We start from the raw sequence: 15,812 nt of genomic DNA on the forward strand, positions 1-15,812 counted from the left end.
GCTGCGCCCGGGGTGCCGTGCGCTCCGACCGTGATCGTGGTCAGGGTTGCGTGGCGGTCCCGGTGGCGATCTCGCCGGCGACCTGCTTCGCGTACATTCCCACCCCGGTGATCGTCGCCGCACCGGGGCCGACCAGGTCCCCGTAGCCCACCAGGTGCAGTCCCGGCTGCCGGGGGATCCCGTGGGAGAGCAGGCTCCGGAACGGGCCGAGGGCGGGGCGGAAACCGGTGCACCAGATGAGGTGGTCGGTGGCGATGTCGTCGAGGGAATCCACCATCGGTGTGGCGGTGAGCAGTCCGGCATCACGGGCGCGACGGACTGCGGGGACCATGACGATGTCGCCGAGGGAGGTGTCCGCCCCCGGATCCGGTTCACCGCGCGCCACGGTCAGGGCGCGGCTCCGGTTGCGGCGGAACAGTGCCCGCCCGTCGACGTCGTCCGGCATCCACCGGGGAGGATGCCTCGTGTACCAGGTCACGGGGTTGCCGCTGCCGGTTCCTCCGTCCCCGGACTCCGCCGCGGCGAGGGCCAGCTCGGCGGCGATCTGCGCCCCGGAGTTCGCGCCGCCGACGACGGCCACCGTCGATCCCCGGAACGCGGCTGGACCGGGGTAGGTCACCGTGTGCCACTGCCGGCCGCCGAAGGTGCCGGGCAGGGCGGGGACGAACGGGGCGGACCAGGTGCCCGTGGCGGCGACGACGTGCGGTGCGGTCCAGGTCCGGGGGCCGGTGTCTGTCATCCCGTGGACTGTGTAGCGTCCTGCCGACCAGGTCACCCCGGTGACGTGCACCGGACGCTCCACCGTGAATCCGTAGCGGGCCTCGTAGGAGGCGAGATAGTCGACGACATGCGTGGCCGGCGGGAAGCCGTCGTAGCGGGGCATCGGACGTCCGGGCAGGTTCGAGAATTCGGCGGTGGAGAACAACCGGAGCGACGGCCAGGCGTGCCGCCACGCCCCGCCCGGGCCCGGCTGATCGTCGAGGATGACGAACGGGACGCCCGCGCGACGCAGATAGAAGGCGGTGGCGAGCCCGGCCTGGCCGCCACCGACGATGACGGCGGTGGGCTGCTGTGTGTCTGGGGTGGTCACGGTCTCAGCCGATCTGCAGGACGCGACGGAGTGCGGTGAAAGGTTCCGGACGGACCCGGTGGAGGACGCGCCGACCGTCCCGGATGCGGTCCAGCAGGCCGACGTCGACGAGCTTCTTCAGGTGGTGGGAGACGGTCGGCTGGCTCAGCCCGACCGCCGTCGTCAGGTCACCGACAGTGACCGGAGCGCAGCCGCCGGCGGCGATCTCGGAGAGAATGCGCAGGCGGGCGGGGTCGGCGAGGGCGGTGAACAGTCCGGCGTACCGGGTCGCGTCGTCCGGGGACAGTGGTCCGGTACCGAGACTGCAGCAGTCGGCGTCCGGAGAGTTCGGAGGAATGGGCACGGGTCCAGAGTACCCGTGACATATTGACGGGTGTCAATGATTCGGCTACTGTCCGGTCCGTTACCTGTTCGGCCGGGGGGTGTCCCCCGGACAATCCGATGGAAGAAGGCCTGTCCCCGTGTCGCTCACCGACCGGCTCCTGCCGGTGTGGATCATCCTCGCCATGGCCACCGGCCTGCTGCTCAGCCGCACCGGACTGGCGGACGTGCTCGGGGCCTCCGAGATCGCCGGAGTCTCGCTGCCTGTCGCCGTCGGTCTGCTCGTCATGATGTACCCGCCACTGGCCAAGGTCCGCTACGACACGGCCGGGCGGATCGCCGCCGACCGGCGGCTGATGGCGGTATCCCTCACCCTCAACTGGCTCGTCGGGCCGGCAGTGATGTTCGCCCTCGCCTGGCTGTTCCTGCCCGACCAGCCGGAACTGCGCACCGGGCTCGTCATCGTCGGCCTGGCCCGCTGCATCGCCATGGTGCTCATCTGGTCCGAGCTCGCGTGCGGGGACCGGGAGACCACGGCCGTGCTGGTCGCGGTGAACTCGGTGTTCCAGGTCCTCATGTTCGGCGCCCTCGGCTGGTTCTACCTGCAGGTGCTGCCGTCGTGGCTGGGGCTGGACACGACCTCGGCGGAGTTCTCCTTCCTCGCGATCGCCGGCTCGGTGCTCGTCTTCCTCGGCATCCCGCTGCTCGCCGGTGCCGCCTCCCGGCTGCTCGGCGAGCGACTCCGTGGCCGCCGCTGGTACGAGGACGTGTTCCTGCCGCGTGTCTCCCCGCTCGCGCTGCTCGGGCTGCTGTACACCATCGTGGTCCTGTTCACCCTGCAGGGACGCCAGGTCGCCGACGACCCGTGGGCGGTCGTCCGTGTCGCCCTGCCGCTGGTGGTGTACTTCGCCGTCATGCCGGCACTCGCACTGGCACTGTCCCGCGCGGTCGGACTGGGGTACGCCCGGTCGACCTCGGTGGCCTTCACCGCGGCGGGCAACAACTTCGAACTCGCCATCGCCGTGGCGGTCGGCACGTTCGGTGCGGACTCCGGCCAGGCACTCGCCGGCACTGTCGGGCCACTCATCGAAGTACCGGTGCTGGTCGGGCTGGTCTACGTTGTCCGGCGTCTCGGCCCGGTGCTCTTCCCCGGCGACCCGACCCTGCCGTCGGGCCGCACGGCGTCCACCCCGTCCCCCGTTCCGACCACCACGGAGTAAGCGAAGCCATGGGCATCACTGACCACACCCCGTCTCACACCCCGTCGGTCCTCTTCGTCTGCGTGAGCAACGCCGGCAAGTCCCGGATGGCCGGCGCGCTGGCCGAGAACATCCTCGCCACCACGGGAGGACGCCTCGACGTGCACTCCGCCGGAACCCGACCCGGAACCACCGCGAACGCGGAATCCGTCGCCGCCCTCGCCGAGATCGGTGTCGCCGCACCTGCGACTCCGCCACAGCCGGTCGACCCCGACCTGCTGCGCACCGTGGACCGGGTCGTCCTGCTCGGCACCGGGGCACAGCTCAGCCTGCCCGAGGACGCCCACGGCACCCTGGAACGCTGGGTCACCGACGAGCCCTCGGCCCGGGGGATCAGTGGCATGGAACGGATGCGGCTGGTCCGCGACGACATCGCCGCCCGGGTCAGTGACCTGGTCAGGGATATGACCGGCGAGAGGGCCGGCGGCGATGACCGGCGGCGATGAGGTCGGCCGGTCCGCTGACGGTTCCCGGTCAGGCCTCGAAAAGTATTACCACCCCGACGGTCCCCGACGAGACATTTCCGCAGGTCACGAAAAGTGTTACCGAGCGGAACCGGTAACACTTCCGGATCCCCGTCACGGGGCCCGGCGGGGGATCCCCGCCGGATGGTCGGGCCGAACGGATCGACCCTGATCCGTTCGCCGGCGACGCGGCCAGGAACGGATCGACCCTTGTCCGTTCCTCACGGTGCCGGTCAGGAACGGACTGAGCGGAAACCGCGCAGCCGCAGCGAGTTGGAGACCACGAACACCGAGGAGAACGCCATCGCGATCCCGGCGAGCATCGGGTTGAGCAGCCCGAACGCCGCCACCGGGATGAGGGCCACGTTGTAGGCGAAGGCCCAGAACAGGTTGCCGTGGATGGTGCGCAGGGTCCTGCGGGACAGTCGGACGGCGTCCACCGCGGAGCGCAGGTCGTTGTTCATCAGGGTGATGTCACCGGCCTCGATGGCCACGTCGGTGCCGGAACCCATCGCCAGGCCCAGGTCGGCCTTCGCCAGGGCGGCGGCGTCATTGACGCCGTCGCCGACCATCGCGACATTCTTCCCGGCGTCCTGCAGGGCGCTGATCCGCTCGACCTTCTGCTCCGGGCGTACCCCGGCAATGACGTTGTCCGGGTCGATACCGACCTCGGCGGCGACGGCCTCCGCCGCACCCGCGTTGTCACCGGTGAGCAGCACCGGGGTCAGCCCGAGTCCCCGGAACTCGGCGACGGCCGCCGCGGAACCGGGCTTGACGGTGTCCCGCACGGTGACCACGCCGGCCGGCGTGCCGTCGACGGTGACGAGCACCGGGGTGGCGCCGTCGGCCTGCGCGCCGGTGAACGCCTCACGCAGCGGGGCCGGCAGGGCACCCGGCGAGTCCGGACGCCCCACCTCGACCGTGCGCCCCTCAACGGAACCTGTCACGCCGTGACCTGCGGTGGAGGAGAAATCGGTGACCTCGGGGACGCTGCCCTCCCCGCCCTCCTCTTCCGCGGCGGCGACGACCGCCGTCGCGATCGGGTGCTCGGAGCCGGCCTCCACCGCCGCGGCGAGCCGGAGGATGTCAGCGTCCGCCACGCGGTCACCGGTGACCCCGGTGACCGCCATGACACCGGTGGTGACCGTCCCGGTCTTGTCCATGACGACCGTGTCGACGCGCCGGGTGGACTCCAGCACCTCCGGCCCCTTGATCAGCAGCCCCAGCTGGGCGCCGCGGCCGGTGCCGACGAGCAGTGCGGTCGGTGTGGCCAGGCCCAGGGCACAAGGGCAGGCGATGATGAGGACAGCGACGGCGGCGGTGAAGGCGGCGGAGACCTCCGCCCCGCCGGCGAGGTGTGCGATCAACGTGATGACGGCGACGGCCATGACGACCGGCACGAAGACCTGTGAGATCCGGTCGACGAGCCGCTGGACCGGTGCCTTGGCGGCCTGGGCGTCGGCGACGAGTGCCGCCATCTGCGCGAGGGTGGAGTCCGCCCCGGTGCGGGTGACCTTCACGAGCAGTCGGCCGGAGGTGTTCACCGTCGCCCCGGTGACCGTGGAGCCGACGGTGACCTCCACCGGCACGGATTCGCCGGTGAGCATCGATTCGTCGACGGCGGAGGTGCCGTCGGTGACCTCACCGTCGGCGGCGATCTTCTCGCCGGGGCGCACGATGATCACGTCCCCGACCTGCACCCGGGCGACCGGGATGCGGACCTCGTGACCGTCGCGCAGCACGGCGGCGTCCTTCGCGCCCATGTCGAGCAGTGCGCGCAGCGCCTCGGAGGAGCGTCCCTTCGCCCGGTTCTCGAACCACCGGCCGAGCAGCAGGAAGACGATGACCACACCGACGGACTCGAGGTAGATCTCGTCCATGCCGTGGGTGTCGCCGGGGCGGAAGAGGTGCATCTCCATCGTCATGCCGGTCATCCCGGCGTTGCCGAGGAACAGGGCCCACAGGCTCCACAGGTAGGCGGCGGTGGTTCCGAGGGAGACCAGCGTGTCCATGGTGAATGCGCCGTGGCGCAGGTTGACCAGGGTGGCGCGGTGGAACGGGGCGCCGCCCCAGAAGTACACCGGGGAGATCATCGTCAGCGCGGCCCACTGCCAGTTGTCGAACTGCAGGGCGGGGATCATGCTGACCAGCACGACGGGGAACGCGAGGACCGCGGAGATGATCGCGCGTTTCTTCAGGTCACCAGCCTCGGCGTCCCGGGCGGCGTCCACCTTCGCCTGGCCGGTGGCCGCCGGCAGTCCGGACGCCGCCTCCCGGTCGTCAGAACTGTCGTCCTCACCGGCGTCGTCGGTGCTGTCGGCGAGTGTGAATGCGTCGTAGCCGGTCTTGCGGACGGTCGCGATGACGTCGTCCGGGGTGGTCTTCGCCGGATCGTAGCCGACCTGGGCGGATTCGGTGGCGAAGTTGACGGTGGCGTCCACCCCGTCCATCCGGTTGAGCTTGCGCTCGATGCGGGCGGAGCAGGAGGTGCAGGTCATCCCCGTGACGCCGAGGTCGAGCTGGACCAGATCGACGGGGTCGACGGCCGGTTCCGTCGGTTGGTCCGGTGCGGCGACCGCTGCCTGCTGTGTCATTGCTGGTCAGTCTTTCTGCGGGTGTTACTTGGCGAGGTCGTAGCCGGCTTCGTCGACGGCGGCGGCGACCTGCTCGTCGGTGAAGCCGTCACCGGTGACGACGACGGCCCCGGTGGCCGGGGTGGCCTCGACGGCGGTGACGCCCTCGATGGCGCCGACCTCCTCCTCGACGGCGGCCTTGCAGTGTCCGCAGCTCATGCCGGTGACGGTGTAGTTCTTCGTGGCCATGGTGGTCGTCCTTTCGGTCAGGGTGGGGCGGGGACAGTCCCGCGTCCCGTACCGTTCCGACGGTATACCCCCTAGGGGTATGTTTCAAGGACGGTGCGGGAGGTGGTGCACCGGCGCGGGGGTGCCGGGACCGGCCCTGCGACGTCATGATGTGGGGTGAGCGGGGCACCGTGCCCTGCGTCTGTCCGAAGAGAGGAACATCATGTACGGCGAACCTTCATGCACCGTTCGCACGACTCATCACGACCCGGAACATGCCAGGCGGCCCGGCCGCGCGCGGGGGCGGGTCATCGCCGCCACCGCCGCCACCCTGATCGCCGTCGGGGGCGGCGCCGCTGTCGCCCCGGCCGCTACGGCGCAGGGGCTTCCGGAGCCGGTCCAGACCTCCTACGATGCCCTGCCGCCGGACGTGCAGTCGATCGTCGGCAGCGTCGCACTCAGCGGGCCTCTCGGTCTCGCCGCGCTCTACTATTTCGTCTGGTGCCCGATCGTCAACGGGCCGTGGAACCCGACGCCGGACTCCTGCTCGTTCTGACCGGGCACTGCGGCTGAGGGTGTCGACATAACCCGAGGGGGTATACCCTCGGCGGCATGAAGTTCTCACGCACCCCGGTCCTGGCGTCCCTGATCCTGCTGCCCGCCCTCACCCTCGCCGCGTGCGGGGATGATTCCGACGGGGACGCCGGGGGCCACAGTGCCGCCGAGGCTCCGTCCACGTCGACCGGTCCCGGAAACACGGACGGTATGGGCGACATGGACATGCACGACCATGCGATGGACGGCGGCGACGCCCCCGCCGGTATCGTGGACGCCCCCGATCCCGCCTACCCGGTCGGCACCCGGGTCACCGTCACCGCCGACCACATGCCCGGCATGCAGGGGGCGGAAGGCACCGTGACCGGCGCCTACGCCACCACGGCCTATGCGGTGAGCTACACCCCGACCGACGGTGGCGCCCCGGTGACCGATCACCGGTGGGTGGTGCAGGAGGAGCTGGAGAATCCGGGCCCTGCCCCGCTCGCCGACGGCACTCCGGTGACGATCGGGGCCGACCACATGTCCGGGATGAAGGGGGCGGCGGGCACGGTGGATTCCTCGATGCAGGGGACCGTCTACATGGTGGACATCACCACGGCGGACGGCACGACCATGACGAACCACAAGTGGGTCACCGGGGACGAGCTCGCCCCGGCCGGGTAGTGCGCGTCCGTCCGGCGTCCGTCCCAGGGGGTACCGGTGGACTGCGGTGGAGAGCAGGGTGGGGTGGGTGGGGCACAGCATCCCGAACCAGCGTCCCGCACCAGTCCACCGAGAGGATCATCATGTACGGCGAACTTTCAGCTACCGTTCGCACGACGCATCACGAACCCGGTCACACCGTCCACCACCGCCGGCACCGTCGCCTGCGCGGACGGGTGGTCGCCGCCACCGCCGCCACCCTGATCGCCGTCGGGGGCGGCGCCGCTGTCGCCCCGTCCGCTGCAGCACAGGATCTGCCGGGATCCGTCCAGGGCTCCTACGAGTCGCTGCCTCCGGAGGCGCAGCAGGTCGTCGGGAGCGTCGTCGGCGTCGGAGCGGCTGCCGTCCTGCTGCCCTACTACTTCATCTGGTGTCCGATCGGCATCGCCGCCGGCTCGATCGACGCCACCACGGGTGCCTGCACGTTCTGACCGTGGAGCTCCGGGGAGAGGCGTCCGGTATATGCTGCCCTCTCCGGTCCGGATCAGATAGAGGTCTCCCGGCAGTCAGCTATTTTGTGCAGAGTCCGTTTTACAGCATTTGTCGGAGGATGTTGCTCCGGGGTGCACGTGAAAAGCCGGTCCGGTTCGGGGACGTCGATGCACTCGGCGTCCCCGAATCGGACCGGCTTTTCACCGCCCGGGACAGCGCTCCGTCACAGCCGCCTCCGGAGTGTGCCGGAGCCTAGATCGGCAGCTTCCGCACGATGAACTGCGGCAGGTTCTTCAGGATCAGCATCACCCAGCGGAACAGCGGGTGGACCCAGATGACCGTCTTCTTGTTGTCCACGCCGGCGGCGATGGCCTTCGCGGCGTCCTCCTTGTCGACGGTGAGCGGGGCATCGTCGAGGCCCTTGGTCATGTTCGTGCGGACCTGACCCGGGCGGACGGTGAGCACGCGCACGCCGGTGCCGCGCAGGGCCTCACCGAGCATGCGGTAGAAACCGTCAACGCCGGCCTTGGTGGAGCCGTAGACGAAGTTGGAGCGGCGGACCATCTCACCGGCGACCGAGGAGAAGACCACGATCTGGCCGTGGCCCTGCTTCTTCATCCGGTCGGCGAGCAGCACGCCCACCGAGACCGCACCGGTGTAGTTGACCTGCGCGGCGAGCACGGTCTGCTTCTGGTCGTGCCACTGGACCTCGTTGTCCCCGAGGACGCCGAAGGCGACGATGGCGAGGTCGATGTCGCCCTTCGCCCAGATCTCGTCGATGACGGCCTCGTGGGTGTCGAAGGCGGTCGCGTCGAAGTCGACGGTCTCCACCGAGGACGCCCCGGCGGCCTCGCACCGGGCGATCGGGGAGGACAGGTCGTCGCCGGCGCGGGCGGCGAGCACCACGCGCGCCGGGCCGCGGGAGAGGAACTCCTCGACGACGGCGAGCCCCATGTCGGAGGCGCCGCCGAGCAGCAGGATGGACTGGGGCTTACCCACAGCGTTGATCATTGAAAAGTCTCCTAGCAGGTAAGACGGTCTAGTGCAGCTCGAGGCGGCGGGACATGTCGGAGGCGAAGACACCGGTCGGGTCGATCCCGTGGCGGGTCTCCAGCCAGCCCTGGAGCCCCGGGTACATCCGGTGGAAGTTCTCCGCGGTGGTGCGGGACTCCTTGGCCAGGTAGAGGCGTCCGCCGAACTCCATGACCTGCTCGTCGAGCCGGTCGAGGAAGGCGCCCAGGCCCGGACGCACCGGGAAGTCCACGCAGACGTTCCAGCCGGGCATCGGGTAGCTCAGCGGGGCACGGTTGCCCGGGCCGAACAGCTTGAACACGTTGAGCGCCGAGTAGTGCCCGGAGCCCTGGATGTCCTTGATGATCTGCTTGAACGGCTCGACGGCCTCGGTCGGCACCACGAACTGGTACTGCAGGAAACCCTTGGAGCCGTAGCCGCGGTTCCACTCCCCGATGAGGTCGAGGGGCTGGTAGAACTGCGTGAGGTTCTCGGTCTGGTTCCGTGCCGGCTTGCCCATCGCGTAGTAGGCCAGGCCCACCGCCGACAGGGTCAGCTTGTTCATCGTGAAGGACGGGAAGATGTCCGGCACGGTCATCAGCTGCGGGGCGTTGAACTTCAGCGGATCCGCCGCCAGCTTCGGGGCGAACTCCTTGAGCTGGTCGAGGGTGGCCAGCGACCCCCGGGAGATCGTCGCCCGGCCGAGCTTGGGCTCCGGGGAGATGCAGTCGAACCACGCCGAGGAATAGGTGTAGTTGACCTCGGAACCGTCGGAGTGGGCGGCGATGGTCTCGTCGAGGTTCTCCGTGCGGTCGGTGTCGCAGATGAAGTAGGCGGTCTCCGTCTTCGTCATCTCGATGGTCGCACGCAGGATCACGCCGGTCAGCCCCATGCCGCCGACGGTGGCCCAGAACAGCGTCCCGGCCGGGTCGTCGGCGGAGCCCTCCGGCTCCAGGTGCAGCACACGACCGTCGGCCACCAGCAGTTCGATGCTGCGGACGTGGTTGCCGAAGGAACCGGCGGAGTGGTGGTTCTTGCCGTGGATGTCCGGGCTGATCGCACCGCCGATGGTCACCTGACGGGTGCCGGGCAGCACCGGGACCCACAGCCCGTAGGGCAGGGCGGCCTTCATGAGCTGGTCGAGCGTCACGCCGGCGTCCACGTCGACGATGGCCGTCTCCGGGTCGATGGAGTGGATCGTGTTCAGCGGCTGCATGTCGATGACCAGGCCGCCGCTGTTCATGGCGGGGTCGCCGTAGGAGCGGCCCATGCCGCGGGCGATCACGCCACGCCGGAGGTGGTCGGGCTTGTCCGCGTTGGCGTCGGCGACCTGCGCGACGGCGGCGGCGATGACGTCGACGTCCGGGGTGGACAGGACCTCTGCGGTGGTCGGGGCGGTGCGGCCCCAGCCGGTGAGGGTCCGGGTGTGCGTCTTCAGTTCCATGCGGACCACCCTACAGTCGCCGTCGGACAGTTCCGGTCATGACGAGCACAACAGTGACGTCTGTGACACCCGGTCACGGGACACGGGGTATGCCACTGTGCCATAGTAAGGGAATGGTTAGTTATGGTGGCCTCAGTGAGGACAGGGTAACGCGCTCGACCTGGCGCTGGGAGCGGCTCCGCGCGGCACATGACCGGGGTGCGGTCCCCGGGGGCGTGTACCTGCGCAGTCTGGCGGTCCTCTCGGACGAGCTCGCCGGACTCGAGGCCGGGTTGGCGTCCTGCCGCTGTACCCGGCAGGCGCGTCGCGCGCTGGAGCTGCGCCACCGTGTCGACCTCACCCGGCTCGGCCAGGTGTGCCGCACCGGGTCGGGCACCCCCGCCGAGCGGGCGGAGACCGTCTCGCTGCTGCCGGAACTGTGGCAGCGGCACGACCGGGACACCGCCCGTTTCCCCGCCCACCCGGACGCCGTCGGCGCGGCCGTCCCTCCGGTCGACGGTGACGGTGGTGACCTGCCCGACCTGCTGCTCGCCGGGTGGGAGGAGGCGGCGGCACTGCTCGCACCGGACGCCGCCACCGCCGAGGTGGACCGCCTCGCCGACCGGGCCGCGGCGGTGCTCCGCAGGCGCGGGGGAGGCTGTGCCGGCATGACCGGCATGACCGGCATGACCGGCACGACAGGGACAGCGGGCACAGCCGCCACCGTGGCCGTCGCCGAGGCGCGGGTCAGGGCCCTCGCCGCCACCGGACGCCACGCGCAGGCGGCGGAGATCATCGCCCTCCTCCCGGCTCCGACGGTGCCGCGCGACCCCGCACCACAGGACGTGCACCGTCATCACCGTGCCCTGGCGGCGCGGCTGAGGGTGGCGCTGGGCTCCGGTGACCTGGAACTCGCCGCCTCCACGGTCGCGCTGGTCGAGGACTCACCCGCACCCGCCGTCGGGGACCGGGACCTCGCCACGGCGGCGGTCGCGGAATCACTCGTCCCGCTGGCGCACGTGGTGGCCCCGGAGGTGACCGCGCGGCGGGTGCGGCGGGTCGTGACCCGCGCCGCAGGCCGGGCCGACCTCGTCCCGGCGATGGCACGGGTGGCGGACTATCTCGCGGCGGCGGGGGAACCGGCCGGTGCCGCCGCGGTCCGCGCGAACTGTGCCGCACTGCGCCCCGGCTGGCGGGCGGGCCGGGATGTGCCCGGCCCACCGGTGCCGCCGGCTGATCCCACGGTGCCCGCACTGCCCGGCATCGGTCCCGCGGTGCCGGAGGAGGAGATCCGGTGCACCGGCGCGGACCTGGACTGCGCCGGACCCGTCGACCTGGCCGCGCTCGACCTTTCCGACGTGGTGTGCGGCACCGTGTTCTGCACCCTGCTGGACTTCACCGGCGCCGCCACCGCGTTCGCGGGTCGGCTGGGCGAGCTGCTCGACCGGCCCGCCCACCCCGACGATCCCGCCGCCGAGGGGGAGCGGGCGGTGGCCGCGCACGTCCTCGCGCGTGTCACCGGAGACAGGGAGGACAGGGACAACAGGGACAACAGCGAAGGTGTCCCGGCACCGTCCGGCCATCCCCTGATCGCCGAGGTGGACCGGATGCTCACCCGCAGCTGCTGCGCGGGTACCTGCGGTGCGGACCCGGCCCGCGCCCGCGAGGTCACGGGCCTGTGGCAGGGGGCATCCCCGCTGGTGCGGCGGCTGATCGAACTCGATCTCCTGCTCGGTGGTGCGGTGCCGTCCCCGGCCACCGCCACACTCGCGCTCCGGGCCCTGCCACGGCTCGCCCGGACCATCCCCCGGGCGGTCCCGCTCGCCGGGGCCACCCTGCTCGAGGCTCTCTCCGGTGCAGGTGGGCAGCGGGCAGCGGACCTCCGGTCGGCCGCCCGGACGGTCGCGGCGGTGGCGCGGACCCTCCCGGCCCCGCCGGGTCCGGCTGCGGCGGTGCACACCGACGATCTGCTCGACCTCGCCGAGACGCTGCTCGATGTCGGGGCGTACCACGAGACGGCGGCACTGTGCACCGTGTTCCGTACCGCCCTGCACGGCGACGCCGGGGTCCCGCCGGCGGAGGTCCGCCCGGATGCCCCGGCACTGCTGCTGCGCTACCACGCCGAGGCCCTGGCGGGGCTCGGCAATCTCCGCGGCGCCGCCCTGTTCGCCGAGCGGGCCGCACGGTGCGCCGCCGTCTGCGGTGCCCCGGGGTCCGGCCGCCTCGCCGCGGACTGCCGGCTGGTCTCCGCCGCCGCAGGCATCGCCGCCGGTGAGGGCACCGATCTCGACCGGGCGCGGTGCACCCTCGACCTGCTGGACGCCGCCGACCGTGCCAATGACCCCGACGGCACCGCGGGCGACCCGGACCTGGTCCGTCGCCGCCGGGACCTGGCCGCGGTGCTGGACGGCGTCGCGTAGCCGGCCTTCCCGGGGAGGTCGTGGACGCTACCGGCGGTTTTCAGGACCGGGGGCCTACTGGCTCCTGCGGATGCGGGGTTGACGAGCCCAGGTGCTGTCCGGGGACGGGAAATCCGACCTGCCGGTTCGTTCCGTGGACATCGGGGTCAGTGGCGTGACCGGGTGCGTGACATAGTGAAGGCATGGCAGGGATCTCAGGTGGCCCAGGTGGCTCAGGTGGCCCGGGCGACGGCACCGGGGCCGCGGTCGCCCGGGCGGCCCGGCGGTGGGAGGAGCTGCGCGGCGCCGTCCGGCGGGGCGAGACCGGACCGGCCGGTCTGACCCGCGGTCTGCAGGAGATCTCCGGGACTGTCACGGACCTCGCCGCGGCCGGGGACCGGGCTGCCGCGCAGCTCGCCTACCGGGTCGACCTCCTGCGCTGCCGGCTGTGTGACCCGGCGGACGCCGCCTGGGCGCTCGACGCACTGCCGCGGCTGTGGCAGCTGCACCGGACCGACGCGGCGTCCTACCCCGCCCACCCCGACGCCGTCGGTGCCGCCGTCCCGCCCGTCGACGGTGACGGGGAACCGCTGCCCGAGGTGTGGCCGTCGGTGTGGCGGGATGTCGCGGTCACCGCCGCCGTCGACCCGGCGGTGTCCGTCGTCGACCTCGACGCGTTCGGTCGGCAGGCGCAGGAGGCGCTGACGGGCTACGGCGACGGTGCGGCGGAGAAGACCGCCGTCGACATCCTGCTGGTCACCGCCCGGGTCGACGAGGCGCAGCGGCTGCTCGACCGCATGCCGCCGCCCGGGATGCCCGGACTGTCGGATCCGCCGCAGTGGGAGGAGGTGGCCGGCGTGCAGCGCGACCTCGACCAGCGTGCGATGGTCGCCCTGCTCCGCGGGGACGCCACGGGTGCCGCCGGATACCTGGCGGACATGGAGGCACTGCCGGAGGCAGGCGGTCTGCCCACGCTCATGCAGGCCGAGGCGCTCATCCCGCTGGCGGCCACCGGTCCCGCGGCGGATACCGCCCGGCGGGCCGCCGCAGTCGCGCAGCGCTGCATCGGCCTGCCGTCGGCGGCGACGGCACTGCTGCAGGTCACCGGATACCTGGCCCGGGCGGGGGAGGCGCGGGCCGCCCTCGGGCTGCTGGAACGGAGCTGGCCGGTCCTGCAGCTGCGCCACCACCGGCCGGTCACCGAACCGCACGTCGTGGAGACCCTCGCCGGGATCTTCGCCGATGCCGACGCCGCGGGACTGGGCACCGCCCGCCTGCCGTGGGCCGGACTGTCACCGGTCACCGACTGGCTCGCCGACGAGGTCCGGCCGCTCGCCGCCGGTGCCGAACCGACCGTCGCGGAGCTGGCGGAGGCCACCGGACGGTTGAGCAGGCGGGCCGTCGCCGCGCTCGACGCCCGCAACACCGCCGCACCCGGGGCCGCCACCCGCGCGGAGACCGGCCGGCTGTGGGACGCAGAGGTGCCGCCGGCGGACCCGGACCTCACCGGACAACTGCCGTTCGCGGCCACCCCGCCACTGCACAGCGGCATCGTCGGCGGACTCCCGGACTGGGCGGACCCCGCCTGGTTCGAGCTGCCGGCCGAGGTCGGCCGCTGGACCGCCGACGCCGTCCCGGAGATCCCGCCGCTCGGCCCCGTCGACCTCACGACCCTGAGCGCCGCCGACCTGTTCACCGCCACGGTGCTGTACTCCCTGCTGGGTATGGCGGACGCCGTCGCGCTCGCCGCCCCACGCCTGGCGGACCTCGCCGGGGACCCGGTCCTCGGCCCCGCCTGCGCAGAACTCGCGGACCGCATCCGGCACAGCACCGGCGCGTCCGGGGGCGGGGAAGACACAGAGGACAGAGAGGACAGGGAGGACACAGCGGGCACAGCGGAGATCCCGGTCATCGCCGACCTCGACCGGATGCTCGAGGTCCGGGTCGGGGCCCAGGAGGACGCCCGCCGCGGCGCAGAACTCTCCGACGCCCCCGCCCGCGACATCCTCGCCGCCCGGGTGGCGGCAGTCCTCGAGATCCGCGACGGACTCCACCCGCTCATCCGGCACCTCGTCGATCTCGACGTCCTGCTCGGTGGGGTCCTGCCGGACATCACCGCGCTGCGTCCGGCCCTGGCGGCCCTGCCGACCGCGGTCCGGCTCATCCCCCGGGCGGTTCCCCAGCTCGGCGTCGGGCTGCTCACCGGATACAGCGACATCACCGACGGGGCAGTCGACGACCGCTCCTTCGATCTGCGGATCCATATCGCCGTCGGCCACCTCGTCACCGGTGTGGCGCTGTGCCTGCCACCGGAGCCGCCGGCGACGGCCGGACACCCGGACCGGGGCGGTGACCAGGTCAGTGACCTGCTGCTGCTCTCCCGCTGCCTCGGCGGGGGCGGCATGCTCCACGAAGCGCTCGCCCTGCTGGACCGGGGACTCGACCTGCTGGACGCCGGAGCTCCGGACCCGGGCTGTGACCAGGGCAGAGACCAGGGCGGTGACCAGGGCGGTGACAACGTCAGCGACCTGCTGCGCCTGCAGCTGATGACCGACCGGTTCCCGCTGCTCGCCGACCTGGGCAACGACCGTGCGGCGGCCGCGGCGGCCGGGATGACCGCCGAATCCGCGGCGCACCGGGGTGACCTGCGCACCGCGCTGTACTGCCGGACGATGCAGGTCGCGGCACTGCTCGACGACGGGGCCTTCCCCGCGGCCGCGGCCGTCCTCGCCCGGATCCACGACCACGGCCCCGATCCGGCCCGCTTCCCGCACGAGAACTATCTGCTCCGGGTCCAGGAGGCGTGCCTGTCGGCCGCCCTGACGGACACCTGGTTCGCCGACGAATGGCCCGACCGTCGTACCGGACTCGCCGAGGCGTGGGACGGCTACCGCGCCGCCGCACTCGTCGCCGACGGGGAGGAGCCCGGTACCGGTCCGGACGCCGGCACGGCTGCCGGGGCACTCGCCGGAGCCACCGCGGAGGCGGTCCGTGGCATCCTGCGGATCAACCACCGGCTCGTCCGCGCCGGGCGGATCGACGAGGCCCTCGACCTGGTCTCCTGGGGTGCGACAACCGTCACCCGGGGCGGTGTCCTCCAGCCGCACCTGGATATCCTCACCGAACAGGCACTGCTGCTGCACGTTGCCGGACGCGACGACGAGGCACTGCTCATCTTCGAGTCCGTCGTCCAGCAGGCCCGCCGCGCCGGGCTGGGCAGTGTGGTCGCCGCCGTCCTGCAGCGAGCGGAGGCGGCGTCCCGGCTCGCGGAGGATCCGGTGCTGCGCCGCCGCTACGCGGACTTCGTCGCCTCGGTCACCGGAACTGCCGACTGAGGGAATGAGGTACAGAC

General features: G+C 72.0%; 13 protein-coding genes. 7 read left to right on the forward strand and 6 right to left on the reverse strand.

Annotated elements, in window-relative coordinates; all coding sequences use genetic code 11:
• Positions 1-40 precede the first annotated feature (40 nt).
• Both FSW06_RS10095 and FSW06_RS10100 read right to left on the reverse strand, forming a co-directional pair.
• Entirely contained in the window at positions 41-1,090 is a 1,050-nt protein-coding gene (locus FSW06_RS10095; protein ID WP_010122836.1) for an NAD(P)-binding domain-containing protein, read from the reverse strand.
• Positions 1,091-1,094: 4 nt separating this feature from the next.
• Positions 1,095-1,433, reverse strand: a complete 339-nt coding sequence (locus FSW06_RS10100) for an ArsR/SmtB family transcription factor (protein ID WP_010122835.1) — start codon at positions 1,431-1,433, stop codon at positions 1,095-1,097.
• Positions 1,434-1,596: 163 nt separating this feature from the next.
• Here FSW06_RS10100 and arsB point away from each other — a divergent pair, with 163 nt between their 5' ends.
• Both arsB and FSW06_RS10110 read left to right on the forward strand, forming a co-directional pair.
• On the forward strand, positions 1,597-2,631 hold the full coding sequence (gene arsB / locus FSW06_RS10105) for an ACR3 family arsenite efflux transporter (RefSeq protein WP_238526027.1): 1,035 nt from the start codon (positions 1,597-1,599) through the stop codon (positions 2,629-2,631).
• A gap of 8 nt (positions 2,632-2,639) precedes the next feature.
• On the forward strand, positions 2,640-3,116 hold the full coding sequence (locus FSW06_RS10110; protein WP_010122833.1) for an arsenate-mycothiol transferase ArsC: 477 nt from the start codon (positions 2,640-2,642) through the stop codon (positions 3,114-3,116).
• 251 nt (positions 3,117-3,367) lie between these two features.
• On the opposite strand, the gene FSW06_RS10115 is transcribed toward FSW06_RS10110, so the two are convergent.
• Together FSW06_RS10115 and FSW06_RS10120 are read right to left on the reverse strand one after the other, a co-directional pair.
• A complete protein-coding gene (locus FSW06_RS10115) occupies positions 3,368-5,728 on the reverse strand; it encodes a heavy metal translocating P-type ATPase (protein ID WP_010122832.1) in 2,361 nt (786 codons plus the stop codon).
• A gap of 24 nt (positions 5,729-5,752) precedes the next feature.
• A complete protein-coding gene (locus tag FSW06_RS10120) occupies positions 5,753-5,956 on the reverse strand; it encodes a heavy-metal-associated domain-containing protein (protein WP_010122831.1) in 204 nt (67 codons plus the stop codon).
• A 202-nt stretch (positions 5,957-6,158) separates the two neighbouring features.
• Here FSW06_RS10120 and FSW06_RS10125 point away from each other — a divergent pair, with 202 nt between their 5' ends.
• The 3 genes from FSW06_RS10125 to FSW06_RS10135 all read left to right on the forward strand — a co-directional run bounded on the left by FSW06_RS10125 (position 6,159) and on the right by FSW06_RS10135 (position 7,626).
• On the forward strand, positions 6,159-6,491 hold the full coding sequence (locus tag FSW06_RS10125) for a hypothetical protein (protein WP_010122830.1): 333 nt from the start codon (positions 6,159-6,161) through the stop codon (positions 6,489-6,491).
• A 56-nt stretch (positions 6,492-6,547) separates the two neighbouring features.
• Complete coding sequence (locus FSW06_RS10130; protein ID WP_010122828.1) at positions 6,548-7,156, forward strand: YdhK family protein; 609 nt, start codon at positions 6,548-6,550, stop codon at positions 7,154-7,156.
• A 215-nt stretch (positions 7,157-7,371) separates the two neighbouring features.
• Complete coding sequence (locus FSW06_RS10135) at positions 7,372-7,626, forward strand: hypothetical protein (RefSeq protein WP_010122827.1); 255 nt, start codon at positions 7,372-7,374, stop codon at positions 7,624-7,626.
• A gap of 253 nt (positions 7,627-7,879) precedes the next feature.
• On the opposite strand, the gene FSW06_RS10140 is transcribed toward FSW06_RS10135, so the two are convergent.
• Together FSW06_RS10140 and FSW06_RS10145 are read right to left on the reverse strand one after the other, a co-directional pair.
• The gene (locus FSW06_RS10140; RefSeq protein ID WP_010122826.1) at positions 7,880-8,638 is read right to left on the reverse strand and encodes a decaprenylphospho-beta-D-erythro-pentofuranosid-2-ulose 2-reductase; all 759 of its coding nucleotides are present in this window, start codon (positions 8,636-8,638) and stop codon (positions 7,880-7,882) included.
• A 28-nt stretch (positions 8,639-8,666) separates the two neighbouring features.
• Positions 8,667-10,082 carry a decaprenylphosphoryl-beta-D-ribose oxidase gene (locus FSW06_RS10145; protein ID WP_010122824.1) on the reverse strand — a complete coding sequence of 472 codons (1,416 nt, stop codon included), beginning with the start codon at positions 10,080-10,082 and terminating at the stop codon, positions 8,667-8,669.
• A 113-nt stretch (positions 10,083-10,195) separates the two neighbouring features.
• Between FSW06_RS10145 and FSW06_RS10150 the strand changes: the two genes are divergently transcribed.
• Together FSW06_RS10150 and FSW06_RS10155 are read left to right on the forward strand one after the other, a co-directional pair.
• On the forward strand, positions 10,196-12,481 hold the full coding sequence (locus FSW06_RS10150; RefSeq protein WP_139024614.1) for a hypothetical protein: 2,286 nt from the start codon (positions 10,196-10,198) through the stop codon (positions 12,479-12,481).
• 182 nt (positions 12,482-12,663) lie between these two features.
• Positions 12,664-15,795, forward strand: coding sequence for a hypothetical protein (locus tag FSW06_RS10155; protein ID WP_146881343.1), 3,132 nt, complete (start codon positions 12,664-12,666; stop codon positions 15,793-15,795).
• The last annotated feature ends 17 nt before the right edge of the window (positions 15,796-15,812 follow it).

The sequence above is a fragment of the Corynebacterium nuruki S6-4 genome (assembly GCF_007970465.1).
Lineage (GTDB): Bacteria > Actinomycetota > Actinomycetes > Mycobacteriales > Mycobacteriaceae > Corynebacterium > Corynebacterium nuruki.